General features: G+C 51.5%; 23 protein-coding genes. 8 read left to right on the forward strand and 15 right to left on the reverse strand.

What is annotated here, in order from left to right; all coding sequences use genetic code 11:
• Positions 1 to 12: 12 nt before the first annotated feature.
• From nirB to ric, 3 genes are all read right to left on the reverse strand, one after another.
• Positions 13 to 2,439: a nitrite reductase large subunit NirB gene (nirB, locus tag R50912_RS22210; protein WP_081956599.1), complete on the reverse strand. Its 2,427-nt coding sequence runs from the start codon at positions 2,437 to 2,439 to the stop codon at positions 13 to 15.
• Between the two features lie 202 nt (positions 2,440 to 2,641).
• A complete protein-coding gene (locus tag R50912_RS22215; protein ID WP_042237943.1) occupies positions 2,642 to 3,328 on the reverse strand; it encodes a hypothetical protein in 687 nt (228 codons plus the stop codon).
• A gap of 144 nt (positions 3,329 to 3,472) precedes the next feature.
• Entirely contained in the window at positions 3,473 to 4,168 is a 696-nt protein-coding gene (gene ric / locus R50912_RS22220) for an iron-sulfur cluster repair di-iron protein (RefSeq protein WP_042242967.1), read from the reverse strand.
• 232 nt (positions 4,169 to 4,400) lie between these two features.
• Here ric and R50912_RS22225 point away from each other — a divergent pair, with 232 nt between their 5' ends.
• Positions 4,401 to 4,616 (forward strand): helix-turn-helix transcriptional regulator, encoded by a 216-nt coding sequence (locus R50912_RS22225; RefSeq protein ID WP_042237945.1) that lies wholly within the window; start codon positions 4,401 to 4,403, stop codon positions 4,614 to 4,616.
• Positions 4,603 to 5,046, forward strand: coding sequence for a hypothetical protein (locus R50912_RS22230; protein ID WP_042237946.1), 444 nt, complete (start codon positions 4,603 to 4,605; stop codon positions 5,044 to 5,046). The genes R50912_RS22225 and R50912_RS22230 overlap by 14 nt, the downstream gene beginning before the upstream one ends.
• A gap of 157 nt (positions 5,047 to 5,203) precedes the next feature.
• Here the strand turns inward: R50912_RS22230 and R50912_RS33460 are convergent, their stop codons facing one another.
• The 4 genes from R50912_RS33460 to R50912_RS22250 all read right to left on the reverse strand — a co-directional run bounded on the left by R50912_RS33460 (position 5,204) and on the right by R50912_RS22250 (position 8,020).
• On the reverse strand, positions 5,204 to 5,926 hold the full coding sequence (locus R50912_RS33460; protein WP_052416607.1) for a hypothetical protein: 723 nt from the start codon (positions 5,924 to 5,926) through the stop codon (positions 5,204 to 5,206).
• A gap of 352 nt (positions 5,927 to 6,278) precedes the next feature.
• Entirely contained in the window at positions 6,279 to 6,596 is a 318-nt protein-coding gene (locus R50912_RS22240; RefSeq protein ID WP_042138775.1) for a winged helix-turn-helix transcriptional regulator, read from the reverse strand.
• 126 nt (positions 6,597 to 6,722) lie between these two features.
• Positions 6,723 to 7,052 (reverse strand): protein YxiS, encoded by a 330-nt coding sequence (locus R50912_RS22245; RefSeq protein ID WP_042138776.1) that lies wholly within the window; start codon positions 7,050 to 7,052, stop codon positions 6,723 to 6,725.
• Positions 7,053 to 7,084: 32 nt separating this feature from the next.
• Positions 7,085 to 8,020, reverse strand: a complete 936-nt coding sequence (locus tag R50912_RS22250) for a Gfo/Idh/MocA family protein (protein WP_042237947.1) — start codon at positions 8,018 to 8,020, stop codon at positions 7,085 to 7,087.
• A 148-nt stretch (positions 8,021 to 8,168) separates the two neighbouring features.
• Here R50912_RS22250 and R50912_RS22255 point away from each other — a divergent pair, with 148 nt between their 5' ends.
• Together R50912_RS22255 and msrA are read left to right on the forward strand one after the other, a co-directional pair.
• On the forward strand, positions 8,169 to 8,777 hold the full coding sequence (locus tag R50912_RS22255; RefSeq protein WP_042237948.1) for a TVP38/TMEM64 family protein: 609 nt from the start codon (positions 8,169 to 8,171) through the stop codon (positions 8,775 to 8,777).
• A gap of 91 nt (positions 8,778 to 8,868) precedes the next feature.
• Positions 8,869 to 9,855, forward strand: a complete 987-nt coding sequence (msrA, locus tag R50912_RS22260) for a peptide-methionine (S)-S-oxide reductase MsrA (RefSeq protein WP_042237949.1) — start codon at positions 8,869 to 8,871, stop codon at positions 9,853 to 9,855.
• A gap of 112 nt (positions 9,856 to 9,967) precedes the next feature.
• Here msrA and R50912_RS22265 read toward each other — a convergent pair whose 3' ends face one another.
• Positions 9,968 to 10,375 carry a GNAT family N-acetyltransferase gene (locus R50912_RS22265; RefSeq protein WP_042237950.1) on the reverse strand — a complete coding sequence of 136 codons (408 nt, stop codon included), beginning with the start codon at positions 10,373 to 10,375 and terminating at the stop codon, positions 9,968 to 9,970.
• A 50-nt stretch (positions 10,376 to 10,425) separates the two neighbouring features.
• Positions 10,426 to 11,571 carry a DUF4349 domain-containing protein gene (locus R50912_RS22270; RefSeq protein WP_052416609.1) on the reverse strand — a complete coding sequence of 382 codons (1,146 nt, stop codon included), beginning with the start codon at positions 11,569 to 11,571 and terminating at the stop codon, positions 10,426 to 10,428.
• A 371-nt stretch (positions 11,572 to 11,942) separates the two neighbouring features.
• Here R50912_RS22270 and R50912_RS34420 point away from each other — a divergent pair, with 371 nt between their 5' ends.
• Positions 11,943 to 12,095 carry a DUF1540 domain-containing protein gene (locus R50912_RS34420; RefSeq protein ID WP_076245672.1) on the forward strand — a complete coding sequence of 51 codons (153 nt, stop codon included), beginning with the start codon at positions 11,943 to 11,945 and terminating at the stop codon, positions 12,093 to 12,095.
• Positions 12,096 to 12,280: 185 nt separating this feature from the next.
• On the opposite strand, the gene metE is transcribed toward R50912_RS34420, so the two are convergent.
• From metE to R50912_RS22295, 5 genes are all read right to left on the reverse strand, one after another.
• On the reverse strand, positions 12,281 to 14,581 hold the full coding sequence (metE, locus tag R50912_RS22275) for a 5-methyltetrahydropteroyltriglutamate--homocysteine S-methyltransferase (RefSeq protein ID WP_042237951.1): 2,301 nt from the start codon (positions 14,579 to 14,581) through the stop codon (positions 12,281 to 12,283).
• Positions 14,582 to 14,833: 252 nt separating this feature from the next.
• Positions 14,834 to 15,694: an undecaprenyl-diphosphate phosphatase gene (locus R50912_RS22280; RefSeq protein WP_042237952.1), complete on the reverse strand. Its 861-nt coding sequence runs from the start codon at positions 15,692 to 15,694 to the stop codon at positions 14,834 to 14,836.
• 30 nt (positions 15,695 to 15,724) lie between these two features.
• Positions 15,725 to 16,348: a DedA family protein gene (locus tag R50912_RS22285; protein ID WP_039295402.1), complete on the reverse strand. Its 624-nt coding sequence runs from the start codon at positions 16,346 to 16,348 to the stop codon at positions 15,725 to 15,727.
• A 15-nt stretch (positions 16,349 to 16,363) separates the two neighbouring features.
• Positions 16,364 to 18,313 (reverse strand): FtsX-like permease family protein, encoded by a 1,950-nt coding sequence (locus tag R50912_RS22290; protein WP_042237954.1) that lies wholly within the window; start codon positions 18,311 to 18,313, stop codon positions 16,364 to 16,366.
• Positions 18,288 to 19,058, reverse strand: a complete 771-nt coding sequence (locus R50912_RS22295) for an ABC transporter ATP-binding protein (protein WP_042237956.1) — start codon at positions 19,056 to 19,058, stop codon at positions 18,288 to 18,290. The genes R50912_RS22290 and R50912_RS22295 overlap by 26 nt, the downstream gene beginning before the upstream one ends.
• A gap of 249 nt (positions 19,059 to 19,307) precedes the next feature.
• Here R50912_RS22295 and R50912_RS22300 point away from each other — a divergent pair, with 249 nt between their 5' ends.
• From R50912_RS22300 to R50912_RS22310, 3 genes are all read left to right on the forward strand, one after another.
• Complete coding sequence (locus tag R50912_RS22300) at positions 19,308 to 20,345, forward strand: NADH:flavin oxidoreductase/NADH oxidase (protein WP_042237957.1); 1,038 nt, start codon at positions 19,308 to 19,310, stop codon at positions 20,343 to 20,345.
• A gap of 95 nt (positions 20,346 to 20,440) precedes the next feature.
• Positions 20,441 to 20,875 (forward strand): MarR family winged helix-turn-helix transcriptional regulator, encoded by a 435-nt coding sequence (locus R50912_RS22305; protein ID WP_042237959.1) that lies wholly within the window; start codon positions 20,441 to 20,443, stop codon positions 20,873 to 20,875.
• 131 nt (positions 20,876 to 21,006) lie between these two features.
• Positions 21,007 to 21,282, forward strand: a complete 276-nt coding sequence (locus tag R50912_RS22310) for a PQ-loop domain-containing transporter (protein ID WP_042237962.1) — start codon at positions 21,007 to 21,009, stop codon at positions 21,280 to 21,282.
• A gap of 21 nt (positions 21,283 to 21,303) precedes the next feature.
• Here the strand turns inward: R50912_RS22310 and R50912_RS22315 are convergent, their stop codons facing one another.
• Positions 21,304 to 22,278 (reverse strand): sensor histidine kinase, encoded by a 975-nt coding sequence (locus R50912_RS22315; protein WP_042237964.1) that lies wholly within the window; start codon positions 22,276 to 22,278, stop codon positions 21,304 to 21,306.
• Position 22,279 lies beyond the last annotated feature (1 nt).

Raw genomic sequence — 22,279 nt, forward strand, 5'->3', positions numbered from 1 at the left:
TCTCCCTTCAGGCTAGACCCGTGTCTGTTCGAACAGTGCTGTGCGGGTACTGTTGTCATCCAGCATCTTTTTCCATGGATCGCTGACTTGTGCCAGGGCGAAGTCGATCCGTGCAGCGAGTTCTTTCCGGTTGTCATCACTGCCCAGAATAACGTTCTGGATATGCTCAAGGCCCATACGTTCTACCCATTCTGAAGTTCTCTCCAGGTAATTTCCGGTTTCACGGTAATACTGCATTACGGCGGAGCAGACCTCGACCAGCTCTTCATCGGTTCTTACCTTGCAGAAGGCATCTGCGATCCGTGGCTTAATCCCGCCGTTGCCGCCGATGAATACTTCCCAGCCGCCGTCGTTGCCAACAATGCCGATATCCTTCGTGCAGGATTCTGCGCAGTTGCGCGGACAGCCGTTAACCGCCATTTTGAACTTGGCTGGCATATCCAGGCGCTCATACTTGCGCTCAAGCATAGCGCCCATGCCCATGGAATCCTGTGTGCCAAAGCGGCAGAACTGTGAACCAACGCAGGTCTTGACCGTACGTAAGGATTTCGCATAGGCATAGCCGGATGGCATATCCAGCTCCTCCCACACCTTCGGCACATCCTCTTTTTTGACACCGATCAGGTCCAGACGCTGCCCGCCGGTCACCTTCACAACCTTCACATCATACTTCAGGGAAACATCGGCGATGCGTTTCAAATCCTCTGGAGTGGTAACCCCGCCGTACATCCGCGGAACAACCGTATAAGTTCCGTCCTTCTGAATATTGGCGCTCATCCGTTCATTCACGAAGCGCGATTCCTTCTCGTCCTCATGGGTGTCCGGATAGATCATACCCAGATAATAGTTCACAGCAGGACGGCATTTAGAACAGCCTTCTGATTGCTTCCAGTCCAGCACATGCATAACTTCTTTGGTGGTTTTGAGGCCTTTAGCCGTAATTTCGGCTACAATCTCATCCCGGCTAAGCGGGGTACAGCTGCAGATCCCCTGCTTGGCGCTTTGCTGGAAGCTATCTCCCAGAACGAACTGCAGAATCTGCTCAACTACAGGCTTACAGCCGCCGCATGAGCGGGTTGCGCCTGTACAAGCCTTGATCTCATCCACTGTAGTGAATCCATTCTCCGTAACGGCATCAACAATCGCCTTTTTGGTTACCCCGTTGCAGCCGCAGACAATTTCTTCATCGGCCATCGCTTCAACCGATAGCCCTTTCTTGGCTCCGCCTCCGCCGCAGCAGCCTGTGCCCATGACCTCTCCATAGATCTCATCGGTCATTTCTGTTCCCTGCTTCACCAGCTTCTGCAGGCTCGCTGCTTCCGTTACATCACCGAACAGAACCGCGCCGACAATAATGTTGTTTTTGAGCAGAATCTTCTTATAGGTTCTCTTCCACTCATCCTTGGCGGATATGACGGTATGCTCCGCTGTTTCGGTGAACTCTCCGGCCGAGAAAACATCAACACCGGAAATCTTGAGCTTCGTCGCGACAACCGAACCTTCGTATCCCGGAGTCTGCACACCAGACAAATGCTTGGCCAGTACCATCCCCTGCTCGAAGAGAGGCGCTACCAGACCATAGCAGGTGCCCCGGTGCTCCGTACATTCACCGACAGAATACACATTAGCCATGGAGGTCTGCAGATAGTCATTGACGACAATCCCGCGGTTAACCTCGATGCCGCTATCCTTGGCAAGCTGAACATTAGGTTTAATTCCGACTGCCATTACCACAAATTCTGCGGGCAACTCACTGCCGTCACTGAAGCGCAGCCCCGTAACCCGCTTTTCTCCAGTCAATTCGACCGTCTGCTTACCCATGGCGAATTTCACACCTTGACGCGCAAGCTCCGCCTGCAGCATAGAAGATGCCGTACGGTCCAGTTGCCGTTCCATCAGATCCTCAAGCAGATGCACAACGGTAACGTCCATCCCCAGATTCACGAGGCCTTTGGCTGCTTCAAGACCAAGCAGACCTCCGCCGATCACAGCTGCCGTGCGGTACTGCTTCGCTGCAGCCAGCATGGCATCGCAATCTGCGATATCACGGAAGCCGACTACCCCGTCTTTTAAACTGCCAGGAACAGGTAATATAAACGAATTAGAACCCGTAGCAATGATAACCTTGTCGTAATGAACCGCCTGTCCGTTATCAGTAATCACCTGCCTGGTTTGTTCATCAATCCGGATCACAGTCGTTCCAGTATGCAGGGTAATATTGTTATCTTCATACCACTGGCGGTCATTCAGAATAATATCTTCAATGGTTTTACTGCCTTCGAGAACATAGGACAGCATAATCCGGTTGTAATTGGGATGCGGCTCACTGCCGATAATCGTGATATCATAAGCCCCGCCCAGCTTTAAAATCTGCTCAATAGTGCCTACACCCGCCATGCCATTGCCAATCAGCACTAACTTTTCTCTGTTCGCTGTCACTGGTAGAACCCTCCTTCGAAACTCAGATTTCTTCACAAACTTGCTTGATATTGAAATTATACTGTCCAAAATTCCCCGGCATTTGTGATTCCAGTCACATTAAATGTGAAACATTTCACATAAAGTAAAATACAAAAAAAGGACCCCTGCGCACTCGGCACAGAAATCCTTGTATCCGATAAAACGGATTCCGCTATCGTAATTACCTCAGAACCAGTGATATCTCCAGCTTGTCCTGCGGTCTGAGCTTCATATCCACACCATTTCCCAGCAGCGCTTTGTCATTAACCTTCAGTTTCCACTCCTCACTGCTGAGTGGTGTGTAATCCATTACGGTAAGAACCGTCTTGTTATTCTCTGCCAGCTTAATCATTCCGCTGTTCTTCATAAGTCCCTTCACTGACAAATCTTCCGTATAGGACAGCACATGCGAATGTGTCAGCTCAGGCTGTTCACTCCCGCCATTCACCATAAGGATAACCGGTTGAAATAACGCCCCGGCTGCGGCCGGCTGCGCTGAGAAGACAATCGCTGCTCCAGCCTCGATTTTACTGTTCCAGTCCGTAAGCTTCTTGCTGTTCACTTGTACTTCCCACATCATATCCTGACTGAGCGCAACCCTATTGACCTCAAGAATACTATAGCCGTCTGCTGCAAAAGTAACGATCCCGCTCTTTCTCAGCAGTTCTATAATGGAATTACCTTCAATATAAGCTTCGTTAAGCAGTCTGCCGGAGGTTCCGGCCATTTCACGTTCACCCACCAGAATTGAAAAAGATAGTCCTGTGCTGCCGCCCGTATTTCCCGGTCCCAGATCCGAGCTGCAGCCGCTGGCTGTGAGTATAAAAACAAGGCACAGTAGTAAGCGCCCCATCCATTTCGTGGACATTCCACGGCACCGCCTTCTTATGTAATATCCCTGACTCCTTTAAGGATACCGCATAGAAGACCTGTTCTCAAATTATTTCTGCTCTAAACCTAACGTTCTTTATAACAAAAAAGTCCCCGGAGGGACTTTCCGTAGCACTACATTTTATTGATAACGCAGGAACAGGATATTATTCTCCAGATGCACATGCTCAAAGGTCATACCCTCCAGCTCCTCAAGGCGTGCATAGGTCAGGCGGTAAGTCGTACAGGCGTGCGCAGGCGGTGTGTAATCGTTGGTTACCCTGCGGAGCTCGCGGAGGATCTCACCGGCACCGTCATGCTCAGCTTCAAGATTATGCAGCAGGCCGCGCAGCTCCGATAGGCCTTCTTCAGTCGGGTTCTGTGTGTAGGCCAGCATTTTAGGGAATTCGCTCTCTTCTTCCTTCGCCGTATGCTGAAGCAGATCTTCGCGCAAAAGATTAAACAGGCGGTGCATCTCACCCAGATGCGGAGAATCCTCGCCATGAACGCGGAAGACCTTGGTCACATTCTGGCTGATTAACGGAAGCTCTTCACGCAGGTAGCGGTGATGCTTGTTCACGATATAATTCACCAGCTCTTCAGAGGAGGCCTCGTTCCAGGCTGTATCCTCTTCCAGCACCGGATGCTCTTCCTGCAGCTTGTTCAGATCCTGAATCATCGCTTCCGGATCAAGCCCTTTCTCGGCAGCAGCTTCAGCCAGCGGCTTCGCGCCTCCACAGCAGAAATCAATGCGCTTAGCCTTGAAATAATCCGCAGACTTAGGGAACTGCAGGACGATGTCTCTGACCATTGCTTCAGAGGTAAAACCTGATTGAATTGTTATATCGTTTAATTGATTGGACGCCATTGTGGCCCCTCCTCATGTTATGGGTATAGGTTTTTGTTGCTGATCACCTTTACACCTTAACACCGGCAGGAAGTCGGACTAGTGATTGTACGCACTGGATATATAAAATTTTATTGAACGGAATGATTATGATAAAATCCACTGTGTATAATATAGTAGACATAATGTTAAATATATATTACAATCTACGCGAGGTGAGGGAATGGGGAAAAACCTGAGGCTTAAGGCCTCAAGAGCGGCAAAAGATATGTCGCAGAAGCAGCTGGCGGATGCTGTGGGGGTCACCAGACAGACGATTATTGCGATTGAGAACGGTGACTACAATCCCACAATCAGGTTATGTATTGATATTTGCCTAACACTGGGTAAGACGCTGGATCAACTTTTTTGGGAGGGAACTGAGCATGAGCAAAGCTAACCTGGACGAAAGACAACTGTTGAAGCGGAACAAAGCGGGGAATCAGTCATTTATTTTACTGGCCTTCCTGCTGTTGGCAGATATGGGCCTGCATAATTACGGAATAGACTGGCTCAAGTATCCATTGAGTAATTATGTTATTTTTATGATTGGTGTCGGCTCCTATTTGGTACGTCTGATCTGGAACGGTTCCTATGTAGGACCTGGACGGGAGGGCCTGACAGCTAATAGCAGAAGCGCAGCCGTTATCCTTCTAGCAATTCTGATTGCAGTATGCATCATTATTGCCGCGCGCATGAGTCCATCCCCGATAATACCAGACGGTAGTGCAAGCGGAAACGCAATTCTGATCATATCTGCAGCAGTTGGAGTGGTGATCTTAAGTTTGGTTTATTGGATCAGAAGAAGGAATAACCGTGATGAGGCATAAAAAGCACCTGGCGGATTCCTAATGATACTCAATCATTCCCAAAGTGCTGCCGCATCAAGGAGCTCAACAAATTATTCAGCAGCACTTTCCTTCTTGTTTGTCTTCTAAATCATTCTCAAAGCCAACCTTTAACCCTTCAATGTATGCATAGTATGATTTATTGAACAGTCGCCTGCATATATGTCCGCTTGCCTTGCGCATCCTTCAAATAGGGTCCAAGCCCGGCAAACCGCGAATGATCCACATACACTCCAGTCATCCACCTGCCTTCGGTCAGACCTCCATTCCACTGCAGCACCAGATCCGGGGCAGAGATCCATTCCTGATAGACTCTGATATTCTTATCCTTATATTCTTTGGCTTGTTTATTCATTTCCATTAACGGGGTCTGTGTCATATAGGTAGGCACGAAATATACAGAAATAAGCTCCAAATCATCTTCGCTAAGAAAAGCTTCTTCACCTAAGTAAGGCTGGAGCAGCAGCGTATTCTCATACATCGACCAGATTACCGCCTGCAGCACCATACTCTGACTAATGCCGTTATGAAAGGTGAAGCGGCGCGGCGGGCCGGAGGTATCGCTATCCGCAGCTGTCACAGGCTCCAGACAATGCCGTTCACAACCGATGCATTTCCAGCCGGAGGGGCTTTGAATCCACTTCTGAAACACACTGCCGCTATCATTGTCCCCTTTGTATAGAGAGGATATGATCTCATAAGGCACGCCAATCCAGGCATCCCATAATGAAGCGGGAAGATGGCTATGAAGCATATACAACACCTTGTCATAAATCAGCTGCACTCTAATTGACGCAGTCTCCAGTTCAGCGACATCCTTTTTTCCATAGGCTATTTCGCGGGAAAACAAGGTGATGGTCATGATCCTCGCCTCCTAAAAGTTTTGTGAGCGTTACTTCATAAGAGTCCACTACGGCAAAACTTGCATCGAAAGCATACGCTAGGTTTTGTGAGCCTAAACATCCCTGAATCAGCATCGTTCAAAACTTGCCTCGAAAGCATCGTCTTAGTTTACTTGCCTTAACTTCGGCTTATTCACATTCTCCTTAGGCTTTTCCCAGTTTTGTCAACGCTTCCACACATCCGTAACTTTAGTTTGTTCTATTATATTACACAGGTTTGGACACAGTGCAAGTTTTATTTAGCAAAACCGAAGCAAAAACCCCTTAAACCGGAGACCGGTAAGGGGCTGTCATTAGGAATATGAAACGTAACTACTCAACCCAGCTCTCGGCCCAGAACTGAATTTGCTGCATAACCGGCTCAAGCGCCCGGCCTTTGACCGTTAATTCATACTCAATGCGCACCGGTGTTTCCGGATATACATGACGTACCAGAATGCCTTCACATTCCAGATCCTTCATACGCTCGGACAGCATCTTGTCGCTCATTGTCGGAATCAGTCCGGAAATATCCTTGAACCGCTTAGGGCCGCTCATCAATGTCTGAATAATAAGTCCATTCCAACGTTTGCCTAAAAAAGAAAAGGCCGTCTCGAATCTCGGGCACATCGTCAGTTGATGTTCTTCCATTGTTTTTCACCTCTCACTTGTGAAACTTACTATTAGTTAGTATATATAATTTTACCACATTTATTCTGTAATGAACATCGTTTACCAAAAAAAAGTTCATTAACCATAACTATTATATCTTCGTTGTCAATCCCTTGTGTCTGCTTTCTGCTCCCGCTGATGAATCGCTTCAGTTACCACGTAAGCGAGGTCATCATTGCTATATAGCGACAGTACACCAAGTACGGTGTCATCGGAGATAAAACCGGCCTCTTCCTCGGATACAGTCAGTGCCAGCGCATTGCTCAGCGCCTGATTGCCCTCCTGCTGCGGATATGCCTGTAAATACAGTGCGTGCGGGTCCAGCTTGTTATTCACGCACCACTGGGCAAAAACAAGAATCATCATTTCCTCATCCCGTTTGTAGCTTTCGATAATTCTCTCTTCCATTGACTTGCCGTAATCCTGATCTTCCATGTTGTTCTCCTCTCTGCTGCTAATCTGAAAATTCAACGGCTGAGCTTCGCTGCCAGCTCATGGCTCGGCAATACGGCTGAAGCGGAAATGCCGCATTGCTCCGGGGTCGCGATATTACTCAGGTAATGGCTGACGGCTCCGCTGAAGCCTCTGCGCTCCAGTATAGTGTCCCAGCTGCCGAAATTCTGCGTGCGCGGCAGGGAACCCTGCTCATATAATGTCGCCCGTTCCATATCCGTCACTTCGACTGATCTGCCATTTCCGTGCAGCTCCAGCTTCTCCAGATCAGCACCGGCATCGCGCACCATACTGTATATTCCGGTTGCTCCGCTCTTCCAGTCCAGCTGCCCCAATGACTGCAGCAATCTGTCTTCTGTATCTGTCTTCAGGCTGCTGTGAAGCAATTCATAATCGCCGCCGCACAGCCATAGCAGCAGATCCAGCATATGGATCAGATCATCATGAATGGTTTCATGGCTTGTACCCTGCTGCAGCTTCGTCCGGTGCTTGATTGCGCTGCATTGGCTAATGCCACCGGCTTTCAGCAGCCAGGACTTGGCCGCCATATACATCGGAGCATAGCGGCGGTTGAAGCCAACCCCCAGCAGCAGTCCCTTGTTCTCTGCGAGCTCGGCCATCCGCCGGGATTCTTCCAGATCATAAGACAGCGGCTTGTCCACATATACGGAGACCCCATGCTCCAGGCAACGGGTTACAAGTTCATAATGTGTAGGTGTTGGACTATGCACGAATACAGCATCTATGTCCCAGGATAACAGCTCATTCAGTTCTGTTGTCCCTTTCTGAAGACGATAAGTCTGAACTGCCCGCTGCACCGTCGCAGAGGAATAGCTGAGTACCCCTACAATTTCTGCCTGATCATGACGGGAGAGCAGCGGCAAATAGACTTTACGGGCAATATCGCCGATGCCAATTAATGCTACTCTTTTGCGTACAGGTATATTCATTGAGGTATCTCCCTTAAATATTGGGGGATTTCTATCCCTTATAGGTGTATTATACCGTGACAAGCGGCTTCGACAATGATCTTTGCTTCAATAATCACTTTTTTTTCAGTATGATGAAATGTATGGAGTGAAGAAGGGGCATAGTAAAATGAGAAAATGGTTGACCGTAATTCTGTATGTTTCGTCTATAATCCTTGCGTTTATCTACAGGTATGACATTCTGGCCTGGCTCAAAGAGGACCATAATCTGCTGCTGTCCATGCTCGCCGCCACTGTTCTGGCCTTATTTCCGGTAATCCCCTACAAGCTGATCATCGGTCTGTTCGGATACGCCTATGGAAGCCTCGCGGGAGCGTTACTATGCTGGAGCGCAACCACATTGGCTGCAGCGATCGTGTATGGTCTAGTTAAATTTATGTTCCAGAATAAATCCATGACTTATCTGAACTCGATTTCGGCGCTGGATAAATTCACCGGGGCCGTACAGCGGCGTCCGTTTGCCTCTGTAGTCCTTGCCCGGCTGGCGCCTGTGATTCCACAAATGGCCGTAAATATCTACGCCGGTGCTGCCGGACTGCCCTTCTGGAGTTATCTTGCAGCAACCGGCATTGGTAAAATCCCGGGGATTACCCTGTACGCCTTCCTCGGCGGCCAGATGTTCCAGCATCCGCGCAGTGCTGCCATTGCCGTGATTCTATACGTTGCCGTGCTTGCAGCTGCCGGATTCTCCCTGCGTCCGCGGTCCGCTAAAATCTGAGCGTGACCCGTCAAGCTGGCAGAGTGCAGCTATTTGATTTATAATTAAATTGTGATCTATTTAATTGCATTCTATAGATGGAGGGATATTAATGAGTGAAGTTCAATCTGATTCTATAAACGTCAAGACGGAAAAAGCTACGTTCGCCGGCGGATGCTTCTGGTGCATGGTATCCCCGTTTGAAGAACTTCCCGGTATTGTCGAGGTAATCTCCGGCTATACAGGCGGTCATACCGCGAATCCGACTTACGAGGAAGTCTGCTCGGAAACGACCGGACATGTCGAGGCTGTGCAGATTACGTTTAATCCGGATATTTTCCCATATACCAAGCTGCTTGAGCTGTTCTGGCAGCAGATTGACCCTACTGATGCCGGAGGACAATTCCATGACCGTGGAACCTCCTACGGAACAGCGATTTTCACCCATTCGGAAGAACAGCGGCAGCAGGCTGAGGCATCTAAGGCAGCACTGCAAGCCAGCGGACGTTTCTCTGCTCCTATTGTGACTCCGATTCTTCCGGCTAAGCCATTCTATCCGGCTGAAGAATATCATCAGGGATATCACCACAAGAATCCCGGCCATTACAAGCGTTACCGCAAGGGCTCAGGAAGGGAAGCTTTTATCGAAACCCACTGGACCCACAAGGAAGACAAAAAAAGCCTGAAGGAGCGTCTGACTCCGCTGCAGTATGAAGTTACGCAGAACAGCGCTACCGAATCTCCTTTCCGCAACGAATTCTGGGATCATCACGGGGATGGAATCTATGTGGATATTGTTTCCGGTGAACCCCTGTTCAGCTCACAGGATAAATTCGATTCCGACTGCGGCTGGCCGAGCTTCATGCGTCCGATCCGCGATTATGCGGTCAAGGAGAAAACTGACCTCAGCCATCTGATGATCCGTACCGAAGTGCGCAGCAAAAAAGCCGATTCCCATCTCGGCCATGTCTTTAATGATGGTCCCGGGGCAAACGGGCTGCGCTATTGCATCAATTCTGCGGCCTTGCGTTTTGTTCCCAAAGAAGATTTGGAGAAGGAAGGCTACGGCGAGTACCGCGTTCTTTTTCAGCATGCCTGATGCAGGGGAATAAGGGCCGTCTCATCCACCCATAGACAGTTACAGCTACAGCACAAAGCCTCCAGCCCGGTTACAACGGGTTTGGAGGCTTTGTGTAATGACGCTATCGCTCCTATAAAAACAAAGTCATCCCCGGCGCCCCGGCAGGACGCTCCTGAAATCCGAACTGAGTATAGAAGCCCGATTTCCCCTGGGCGGATGACAACTGAATCCAGCGGATTCCCCGGCTGCGGCAATGATTGATCAGCTGATCCATAACTACGCGTCCCAGCCCCTGCTTCTGATAAGCCGGAAGCACAATCATATCGCATACATAACACTGGATTACACCATCGGACACGATCCGGCCGGAGGCCACCAGGCGGTTATCCTCATACACCGTGAGAACATGCCAGCTGTTCTTCAGCGCCATGTGCATATGCTCCTTCGTCCAGAGCCCGTCTGCATTCCAGCCGGTGGACTGATATAAGCTGTAATACTCATCCATGTCCGGAATATCTGTGCGGTAAGTAAAGCCCACTCTACATCCCCCTTAATCACTTCAAACTCTGAACATGACTATTCAACTGCTTATTTATTGTCTTTCTCAGTATCACTCTCTATTTCAGCTGGTGCGATAGGCGCCTCAACGTCACGGTTCAGCAGCTCCCGGTTCTGCTCCCGGTTGCCCTGACGTACCCCTGCCAGGTGCTCCCGCTCCCGACGCTTAAGGATTCTGCGGACCCAGATCACAACCGCCACAACCACTGCAGCCACGATCAGCACCGGAAGTGCAGCCGCCAGCACAACTACAAGCCACTGGAACATTACGGATAATGCCTTCATGCTGCCCTGCAGCGCCTCCGAAGCACGTTCACCCAGCGGTCCTTGTTTTGTCACTTGCGTGACGGCGATGCTCTCCTCTGTCTGGTAAAGGCGAAGCTCAACGGTTGAGAAGGATACGTTCTGGTCGATATAACGCATCCTGCCCTTGATCTGTTCGATTTGCTCCTGGATTGCACCCAGCTGGTTGGCAAACTGCACCAGATCTGCCGGCTTGGTCGCTTTTTTCATAAAATCGATATATTGCGTTTCCATCATCTGCTTAGCCTTGAGGCGTGACTCCAGATCAACGTACTCTTCCGAGACATCCTGCCCCTGAATACTTCTCTGCAGCTTCTCATGTTTGACCTTCTCCAGATTGTTCAGAAAAGAAGAGAAACCCGACGCCGGTACCTTGAGGATGAAGGTTCCGCCCTGTTCATACTCAGACATATTCTCTGAAAATTCAATAATGTAACCGCCTGCCAGTGTAATCATATTCCGTACTTCGGTCTGTGCCGCCCCGTAATCGGCCACCTCCATGTTGAGGTTAGCCTTATAGATCAGCTTTTTGTTCAGCCCTGCCACCACATCGGTTCCCGTGAACCCGGCTGACGCGTCTGCCACCTGCTCTGTTCCCGGATTAGGGACCGCAGGATTCGCACCTCTGACTTGCACTGCATTCTGATCATTCACAGCCACCGCGGTGGTGGAGTTGAAATTTTCGGTCATTTCCTTCGCTGCCGGCACACTGGCAGCTGAGCCGTCTTCCACTGCCGCCGCGGACTCAGCAGTCAGCGCATTACCCGCTGTATCTGCCGCCGAATTGGAATTGTTGTTACCAGCCCCGCAACCTGCCAGAACCACTGCCAAAACAATTAAACACAACAAAGAATGCAGACCCCATTTTCGCATGTTCATTCCTCCAAAAGTGTAATTGCGAAAGGCCGTTATATCTATAGATCTCTTCCGCACTTATACCTTTGACGTTCCAAAAGCTGGAAGGTTGCAGACAATTAGGAGGGTGGAAGCCTTTTTTTGTTTTTTTTCCCATATCGGTAAAAATGCCAAACAGAACCACTCAGCAGCTGAATGATCCCGTTTGCGTAATAGCTCTTTATTTGTTACAATTATAGTGTCTGTAAAAGACAAAAAACACCAAATACCCTCCATTCTCAAGGAATAAGGGTAAGGTGCTGTTCGGACAAGCTCCACCTTGCCGGACAGATCTATTCAATTGCTAACTGATTTATGATGCCAACTACTATAAGAGGAGGTGAACCCTCATGGCAAAAGACGTATTGTGTGCAGTTAACTCCTGTACCTACTGGGCTGAAGAAAACAAATGCAACGCTGAGTCCATCTTCGTTGCTTACCACAGCTCCAAAGAACCTACTCATTCTGAAGAAACAGATTGCAAAACCTTCGAAAGCAAATAAGGTCTGAAAAATATCGAAGGGACCCTCCACGGTTCCTTCTTTTCTTTTTCTCATTTTATCAATAATGATAATTATTATCAAGTGTTTCTTTCAAAAATGAAAATAAATCACTATAACCAGAGTGAATTACCCTGGATATAGTGATTTATTTGTGTCCGGCAGCTACCACAGATTAGCTAAAACGTTTATCGGCTGACTGCTCCGCTCTTCTCCCGTACAAGGACCGCAGCCCTCACCATATTACGAAGCGCGGCTGTGGTCTCTTCCCATCCGCGAGTCTTCAATCCGCAGTCCGGATTAATCCAGAACTGCTGCACATCAAGAGCGCGCAGCGCCCGCTCGATGGCCGAAGTCATCTCCTCTACGACCGGAACCCGCGGGCTGTGGATATCATACACTCCAAGTCCAATGCCCTTGTCATATTCCTGCTCCTCGAAGCTGACGATCAGCTCCCCGTGGCTGCGGGAGGTCTCAATCGAGATGACATCCGCATCCATTGCGGAGATCGAACCGATCATGTCGTTGAATTCGCTGTAGCACATATGCGTATGCACCTGGGTCGTATCCTTGACATGGTTCGTCGCGATCCGGAACGACTTCACAGCCCAGTTCAGGTAGTGCTCATGATCCCCCGCCTTCAGAGGCAAGCCTTCGCGGATGGCCGGTTCATCGACCTGGATCATCTCAATGCCCGCCTCCTCCAGGGCTGTTACCTCATGGCGCAGCGCAAGTGCGATTTGCCCTGCAACGGCTTCACGGCTGAGATCATCGCGGACAAAGGACCAGTTCAGGATCGTGACCGGGCCCGTCAGCATCCCCTTGACCGGCAGCTTCGTCAGCGACTGGGCATACAGGCTTTCTTTGACGGTCATCGGCTCGATAAAAGCAACATCGGCATAGATAACCGGCGGCTTCACGCAGCGTGAGCCATACGATTGAACCCAGCCGCCTCCGGTGAAGAGATAACCGGCCAGCTTCTCCCCGAAGAATTCGACCATATCTGTCCGCTCAAACTCCCCGTGTACCAGTACGTCAAGCCCAAGCTCCTCCTGAAGGGTGATAGCCTCAGCGATTTGACGCTTGATGAACCCGTCATAACGCTCCTGGGTCCATACCCCCTTGCGCCACTTCAGCCGGGCCTGGCGGACCTCAGCTGTCTGCGGGAAGCTGCCGATAGTGGTTGTAGGCAGCAGCGGTAACCGCCACTTCTCCTGCTGAACCTTCAACCGCTCTACAAAAGGAAGACTGCGGTTGTCCGGCAGCTTCTCCAATGAGCGCACCTGCTCAGCTACATCCTCACGCCCACGTTCCGGAAGGGCACGGAATACAGCAAGCATCTCACGATTTGCAGCGAGCTCCGCTGCATAACGTTCAGTCCCCCCGTTTGCAGCTGCCGCAATTAGAACCAGCTCTTTAAGCTTCTCATTGGCGAAGGCTAATGCATTCTTGACCGCGGATTTCAGTTTATTTTCCCCTTCGACTGTAACGGGCACATGCAGCAGGCTCGAGGCGGGCTGAAGAATCAGCTGCTCTTGTGGCACATATTTCTGCAGATCAGCAACCAGCTCCAGCTTGGCATCTATATCCGAAAGCCAGATATTGCGTCCGTCGATAATTCCGGCAGCCAAGGTCTTATCCTGCGGCCAGCCCAGCCGGGCAATGGACTCCAGGTTCTTGCCTCCATCATGGACGAAATCCAGGCCCAGACCTTGCACTGGCAATTCCAGCAAGGCTTCCAGCGGCTCGGCAGCTTCGAAATACGTCTGCACAATAACATTAAGGCCCGGTACTGAAGCGGCGATCTCCCCGTAGATTGTCTTAAGCAATGTGATGTCCTCTGCCGTTATACCCGTTACAATTGCCGGCTCATCGATCTGTACCCAGGCCACGCCTTCTTGCAGCAGCTCCTGCAATAGCTGCACGTATACCGGCAGGAAGCGGGCAGCAACTGCGGATATTTCGGCAGCCGGGAAGCCCTTGGACAGCTTGAGGAAGGTATAGAGCCCTACTATAACAGGCTTGCCTTGTATGCCCGCCCGCTCTTTAGCGAACCGGTAGGCTGCCAGCGGCTTATTCTCTGTCAGGACAGGTGTAATGCTGCCAATCTCAGGCACGATATAATGGTAGTTCGTATTGAACCATTTGGTCATCTCGCAGGCTGTAGCCCCTGCATTGCCGCGGGCCATGGCAAAGTACAAGTCGAGCGGAATCTCTCCACCCTGATAACCATAGCGCGCCGGTACAATTCCGAACATCGCTGCTGTATCCAGTACATGATCATAGAAGGTGAAGTCGCCCACCGGAATCAGCTCTATGCCAGCCTGCTGCTGGGTTTGTAAATGCTGTAGCTGAATTTCTTCCATCTGCGAGCGGAAATTCTGCTCATCTATTTTCCCGGCCCAGTAAGCCTCCAATGTTTTTTTCCATTCGCGGTTCTTGCCGATTCTCGGATAGCCGAGGCTGCTTGTCTTAATTCCTTTGCTCATTTATGTCCGCTCCTCTTGGGTTAAGTTAGGTGCTGCATCCTTAATCTGCTGCCATCTTACTTTACATTTTCCGCGGTCCGCAACAGATTCCGGGGAGTTTGGCTATACAGATTCCTTATAACAAAAGCAAATCCCCACACAAAGCGGGGGATAGCTTCGGGGATCACTCAGGTACTTTACGGGGACCCCGAACATAATAAAAGCCGCAGTCTCCAATGAAGGAGGTGCGGCTGTGGCAACCGTGCAGACGGCTCAGAACCAGATCAGATAGACTACACCGGCGAGAATAATCCGGTAGATGGCGAAGGGCAGCAGCTTAATTCTGTTAATCAGCTTCAGGAAGAAACGCATCGATAACAGCGCGAACAGGAAGGCGCTGATAAAGCCGGCAATGAAGAACGGCAGGGCATCCAGTGTGAAGTACTGCCAATTCTTCAGCAGCGAAATCAGGCTCGCTCCGGCCATAATCGGCACAGCCATAATGAAGGTGAAATCGGCAGCCGCGCGGTGGCTCATCCCCAGCAGAACACCGCCGGATATCGTCGAGCCGGACCGCGAGAACCCCGGCCACAGGGAGACACACTGGATCAATCCGACCGATAGCGCCTGCCTATATGTAATCTGGTCCACACTCTCTGTTGTGATGGTTTTGGGTGCAAACCGGTCGGCGCAGATCATAAATACAGCACCTACAACCAGTCCGATCAGCACTGTAGAAGTGGAAAATAAATGCTCATCAATGTAGTCCTCGAACAAAAAACCGAATATCCCGGCCGGAATCAGGCCTACGATTACCTGGGCTAACTTCAGACGGCCTTCGGCAGGTGCCTGCGGCTGCCCCTCAGGCACCACCGTAAGCTCCTTGCGGCTGAATTTCTTCAGTCCGAGCAGATCGATGAACCGGTTACGGAAAATAATTACTACAGCAAGGATGGAGCCCAGCTGAATAACAACCTTGAACGTGTTCGCCGTATATTTTCCCAGAAACTCCTGCGATTTAAGCCACATATCATCAACGATGATCATATGGCCTGTTGAGGATACCGGAGCAAATTCAGTTAGTCCTTCTACAATTCCCAGTATGATTGCTTTGACAATGGTCAGCAGCTCCATGGTTATCCTCCTTTGAATGTTGTTGGAAAATTATCCCCGGACCTTGCCGGCATTCAGTCTTTTACGGTAATACAGGAATCCGAGCAACAAAAGTCCTGCAGCAATGATGGCATATACTACACTGGAATAGGTGCCGATAATACCGGCAATATCCTCCCACGACTCTCCAAGCGCGGCCCCCAGCAGCACCAGCAGCACATTCCAGCCTAAGGTTCCGATCGTTGTAAACAGCATGAACACGCCGAATTTCATCCCGGACATCCCTGCGGGAATGGAGATCAGACTACGTACGAGCGGAATCATCCGGCAGAAAAGCACGGTCCAGTAGCCGTATTTGTCAAACCAGGCGTCCGCCTTGCGGATATCCTTCCCGCTGATCCGCAGCAGGCCGCCCCAGCGGTCTACGATCCGCTCCAGTCTGTCCACATCCAGCATCCGTCCGATCCAGTACAGAATCACTGCTCCCAGCAGTGAACCGGCGGTTGAAGCGATCAGCACTCCGGGAATCGTCATGTCAGTCGTAGTGGTCATGAATCCGCCGAAGGGGAGAATGACCTCTGAGGGAATGGGCGGAAAAACATTCTCCAGCGCCAGCATCAGAAAGATGCCGAAGTATCCGAACTGCTCCATAAAATCCGTAATCCATGTTTGCATATGCGGGCCTCCTGTTTAGAGCAGATTTTTCTTGAGATTACGTAAATAACGGCTGCGGATGAAGAAGAAATAGATTCCCTGGGCTGCCAGATATCCGGCCAGCACTGCCCCTGTCTCGGCCGCAATCGACAGATAGAACAGGCGCTGCAGGGCAATGAAAGCAAAGACGCTGTGCAATATGGCCAGCAGCACCGGAACGAAGAACATCAGGGCCAGCTGCTGGGTGACGCTGCGGTCCAGCTCCTGATCGGTGAAGCCCATTTTGGACAACGCAGAATACTGGAAACGGTCATGCTCCAGATCCATGTACAGCCGGAAATACAGGAAGCTTCCTGCCGCGATGAAGAAGACGGTCCCCACCAGGAGGGAAGCAAACAGCATGGTGCTGTACAGTGTCCGCTGAATCTCAAACAGTGTACCGCTGACCACGACAGCGTAATTTGCCTTCTGCTCATAGGCGACCTTGCCGCCGTCCGCAAGACTTGAAGCAATGCCTACCGTCTGGGGGAAATCCTCCATGTAAAAGCCGTAGTATATGTCCTGCTGGACCGGAACTATGGTGTTATAGAGACTGTCGCTGACCACCAGGCCGCTGAAATCTCCGCCCCCCCGCCCGTCCAGCTCCGGCAGCAGATATTCGGCAACCGGCACATGCTGTGTGTAGCCAATTTCCCGGATATCTGTTCCCTGCTCCAGCGTATAAGTGGCTTTGACACGCTCACTGATCAGGCTGCGGTCCCGCTGAGAGCCGATCATCACCAGACCGTCGTGTCCTGCCAGCGGAGGTTCAGAGGAATCGAAGCCGGCATATTGGAGAGCCAGCCTATAGTCACTGTAAGCCATGAGCGGCAACCGTTCGGTATGGTCCGGTCCGCTCTGCGCGGCCACATCGGCATATTTCACCGGGATCGACAAGGTATCATACGCTAGTCCCAACTGCTTCAGCTCCGACTCGATGCCGTCCAGATCCTGCACTGCCGTGGAACTGGCCGCTCCGCCTTTGGCGACGTAGCCTACGGCTGCGGGATAATCCAGCTTCAGCTCCCGGGACAGGGTATGGATTGAGGCGAAAACGCCCACCGAAGTGAAGGATACCGCCGAGACAATGGTCACCATGAAGAACATCCGCCCGTTATCCTTCCAGCGGTAGGATAAACCCGAGAAGGTGATAATCCGCATCCGCTGCCAATAGAAGCGCCGGATTCTTCTCAGCTGTTCCACCACGTGTAGACTCAGCTGTGTATAGAACAGGTAGGTACCCACAACCGTGATAGCCACTACCGGGAACATCATCACCTCAACCGTTGTGGCTGTAGTGAGCACTGCCAGCACATAACCGCCAAGCAGCAGCAGAGCGGCGAGCAGCGCCTGCCAGCGGCGAACGCGCGGCTCCGTATCTCCTCTGCGTCCGCCTTGGAACATTCCCCGCGGCGACTCATTGCCGATAAAAAAGAAGGTGCACAGCGAGATCAGTACGAACAGCAGCACAAAGCTGATAATAGTCAGCACGGGTGCCTGCCAGCTTAGATGGAAATCCAGCGGGGGAATGCCGAGAAAGGCGGAGCCGATCATCAGGAACAGCTTGCCGAGCAGCATCCCGAGCAGTGTGCCGGTGACGATGGCCGAGCCGCCGATCAGCATATTTTCCAGAAACACCATCTTGTTGAGCTGTTGCTTGGTCATGCCATGCATCAGCAGAATACCGAATTCCAGCTTGCGGGACTGCAGGAAGGAGCCGACGGATACCAGTACGAACAATGAGCAGAAAACATAGATGATCCCTTCCGCCATCATCATTGTCTTAGCCGCAGTATCCAGGATCAGATCTCCTGAGATTACCGGATGAAAGATGAACAGGGCACACAGAAAGAAAATCATCACCGAAAAGGCACTGCTGACGAAGTAGGCGGCATATTTGCGCTTGCTCCGGGTTACATTCCTATAGGCGAATTGCCGAAAGGTCATGGCCGGCTCCTCCCAGCAGCGACAGCATGTCGATGATATTCTGGAAGAATGCGGCTCTGCTGCTGCCCCGGTACATCTCGCTGTAGAAACGGCCGTCTTTGATAAAAATCACCCGGTGGCAAAAGCTCGCTGCCACCGCGTCATGCGTAACCATCAGCACAGTGGCCCCCTCGGCTTCATTCACTTCAGCCAGCAGCCCCATCACTTCTTCCGATGCCTTGGAATCCAGACTGCCGGTGGGTTCATCCGCCAGAATCAGCGAAGGGCGGTGGATCATCGCCCGGGCAATGGCTACACGCTGCATCTGGCCGCCGGAGATTTCATAGGTGCGTTTGTTCAGCAGCCCGGCAATATCCAGCCTGGAGGCCACTTCGGCCAGCCGCTTTTCCATTTCCGCAACGGAACTCCCGCTTAGCGTCAGCGGCAATACTACATTCTCTTCTACCGTGAGCGTGTCCAGCAGATTGAAATGCTGGAATACAAACCCCAGCTCCTTGCGGCGGAACAGCGCCTTCTCTTTACGGCCCAGCAGGTTAGGGTCCCGGCCGCTGATCATTACCTGGCCTGAGGTGGGTTCATCAATCGTCGCGATAACATTGAGCAGCGTGGTTTTGCCGCTGCCGGACGGGCCCATAATTCCGACGAATTCCCCCTTCTCTACGGCGAACCGGATATGGTTCAGCGCGTGAATGGATACCTTGCCTTCATATATTTTGGATAAATTGTGTACGTCTAATAGGGGCAAGGGCTACCGCTCCTCTTTCACCTGGATTGCTTTCATTATACAAACTGTAAACTAATGCTGCTATTTCTGAAACTTACAGCTACCTTACAGTATTGTAAGCACAGTTGTAGTTGATAGTTGACAGTGTAGAAATAAAGCCTTATATTTAAATGCATGAGCATGCATGTATTTTATGGAGAGCCGATTTTTACCATAATCCTCCCCCTGCCGCATGCCAATTCCAGATGGAACGAAGGAGCGCGACGAATAATGAAGGATCTGTTCACCCCCTATGAGTATAAGAGCCTGAAGCTGAAGAACCGGGTAGTTATGCCGCCTATGTGCCAGTATTCGGTCACCAATAAAGATGGAATCGCTACAGATTGGCATTATAACCATTATGTGAGCCGTGCAGTCGGCGGTGCCGGACTGATTATTGTAGAGATGGCTGATGTTGACCCGGATGGCCGTATCACCGACTATGATCTGGGACTCTGGTCCGATGAACAGATCCCTGCCCTGGCCCGGATCGTGGAGGCCAGCCATGCCTACGGTGCCAAAGTGGGGATTCAGGTCGCCCATGCCGGACGCAAGGCCGAGGATGCCGTGCTTCCTGTCTCCTCTTCCGCTATTCCTTTTGACGATAAGTCCACTACTCCGCATGCCTTGACTACGGAAGAAGTGAAAGCTATGGTAGGCAAATTCAAGCTGGGTGTGCAGCGGGCTGTTCAGGCCGGCTTCGATGTCATTGAACTGCATGGTGCCCACGGCTATCTGATTCACCAGTTCCACTCACCGCTGACCAACCAGAGAACGGATGAATACGGACAGGACCGGACGCTGTTCGGCCGGGAAGTGATTGCCGCCGCGAAGAGCGTAATGCCTGAGGGTATGCCGCTGATCATGCGCATTTCCGCGCAGGAATACGTTGAGGGCGGCTATGGACTCACCGAGAGCCTGGAAATCAGCAGAGCTTATAAGGAAGCCGGAGCGGATATCTTCCACATCAGTGCAGGCGGTGAAGGCCCGATAGCTGCAGCCGGCAGACCGGGCACCCATGCTGCCTATCAGGTGCCGCTGGCCAGAGCTATCAAGCAGGAGCTGAATGTTCCGGTGATTGCCGTCGGCCGGCTGGATGAAGCGGTACTCGCCAATGCGGTCATCGGTAATGAAGAGGCTGATCTCGTAGCGGTTGGACGGGGCATGCTGAGAAATCCTTACTGGACGCTGGAAGCTGGTGTAGTACTCGGCAAAGACGCGGGCGTTCCCACGCAGTATGAGTTCGGGTTTCCCCGCGCCGCCAAATAATTGAGTATTCCCTGCGGTGTCCTTCTCATCTTCCAGATGATATACTAAAGTGAAATTTATATTCATGAATGGCATGCACCGGGAGGATTGAAGACATGAAGAACACCCCTGCAAATGACCTGATATCCAGCTGGTTGTCACTCTCTCATATACAAATTAATGTTGCCGCTGCACTTGAAGCAAAGCTGGTGGAGAACTATCAGTTATCGCTCAAGGAGTTCTACGTACTGCTGTTTCTGTCCGAGGCACCCGAGAAGAAGCTGAAGCTCCAGCAGCTTGAGTCCATGGTCGGGCTGAGCCAGAGCGCCGTATCCCGGCTGGTCAGCCGGTTCGAAGCCAAAGGCTGCGGCGCGCTGGAGCGCAAGGTCTGTGATGATGACCGCAGAAGCATCTATACCTCTTTAACTGACATCGGTCAGAATAAGGTGGACCGGGCGCAGGTGACCGTAAATGAAGTGCTGCAGGAAGCCTTTCCTGTAGCCGATATACAGCAGCTGCTGGAACAGCTTGTGCAGCTGAAACAGCAATAGACCCGGGCAGAGCGCCTGCCGGGTGAACCCGCCGTCCCTTACAGGGGCGGCGGGTTTTTGATATGCAGCACCGAACCTGATACGCCCCCTGAGCATACAACGTACTAAACGAAGAATAGCGGGGTGTACGCATGTTGTTCACAGTAATGCAGCTGATTGGCGGTATCATTCTCTCTGTAGGCTGGGTTCCACAGATTCTGCAAATCATCAAGACCCGGTCTGTCACAGACCTTAGCTTGAAATCCTACCTGCTGATGCTGCTGGGCATCGCCCTGATGGAGGCTTATGCGGTAAATCTGGCCGCTCACGGGGTTGGGCTCGCTTTTCTGATCACCAATACCCTGTCGCTGGCGGTTGTAACAACGGTCGTCCTCCTGATTATCCGCTACCGGGCAAGCAGTAAATAGGCAGAAATGCCGCCCCCTGTGTCAAAAAACAATCCGCACTGCCGTCCCCTTGCCTACCTCAGAGCTTATCTCCACCTCATGCTCCAGCTTGCCGCAGATTTGCTTCACCAGATACAAGCCCATGCCTGTAGACTCCTGAAAGCTGCGCCCATTGACGCCGGTAAAATAAGGATCGAATACCCGCGGCAGGTCACCCGGAGGGATGCCCACGCCTTCATCGCGCACCTCCAGCACAGCCCTGCCCTGCTCCTGAAGATACCCATGGAAATGCACAAACTTCCCCTCCTCCACTGTATAGCGCAGGGCATTGGTTATCAGCTGGGTTATGACGAAGGACAGCCATTTCTCGTCCGAGGTAACCGAAATCCCGCTCTCCACAGAAATCACCGGAAACACCCGCTTGCGGATAAACAGCCGTTTCTGTTCCGAGGTTACGCTCCGCACCACGGCCGAGAGCTCCAGCCGCTCGACATAGAAATCATGCTCAAAGGTATCCAGCCGGGCGGTGTAGAGCACCGTTTCCAGCCCTTTCTTCAGCCGGTCCAGCTCATCGCCAATGGCCGTGAACGGAGCCCCGTCTTTATCCTGTATCATCAGATGAATCACTGAAAGCGGCGTCTTCATGCCATGCACCCACTGGTTGATGAAGTGAATATGCTCCTCCAGCTTGTGGCGGTAGTTGTGCAGGTCGTTCTGGTACAGCCGGAACTGCTGGGCCAGCAGCATACGCAGACTCCCGGCCAAAGGCGTGTTCTGCGCCGGCCCGCCGGATTCCTCGAGCGATGCCGGCACCGTCAAAAGCCGCTCATAGAATGTACGGTTTGTGAGATAACGGTAGGCCAGATAACCCAGCAGCAGAATTGTACTGAGCAGCGCCGCATACAGGCTCACTGTGACTCCACTCCCCCCGTCCAGCCGGTAGACAAGCGTAATTATGATAAGCTGGGCCAGATAGACGATGATCAAAGGCGATTGTTCCCGCATGAACAGCTTCATG

This window comes from Paenibacillus sp. FSL R5-0912, from assembly GCF_000758605.1.
Classification (GTDB): Bacteria; Bacillota; Bacilli; order Paenibacillales; family Paenibacillaceae; genus Paenibacillus_AQ.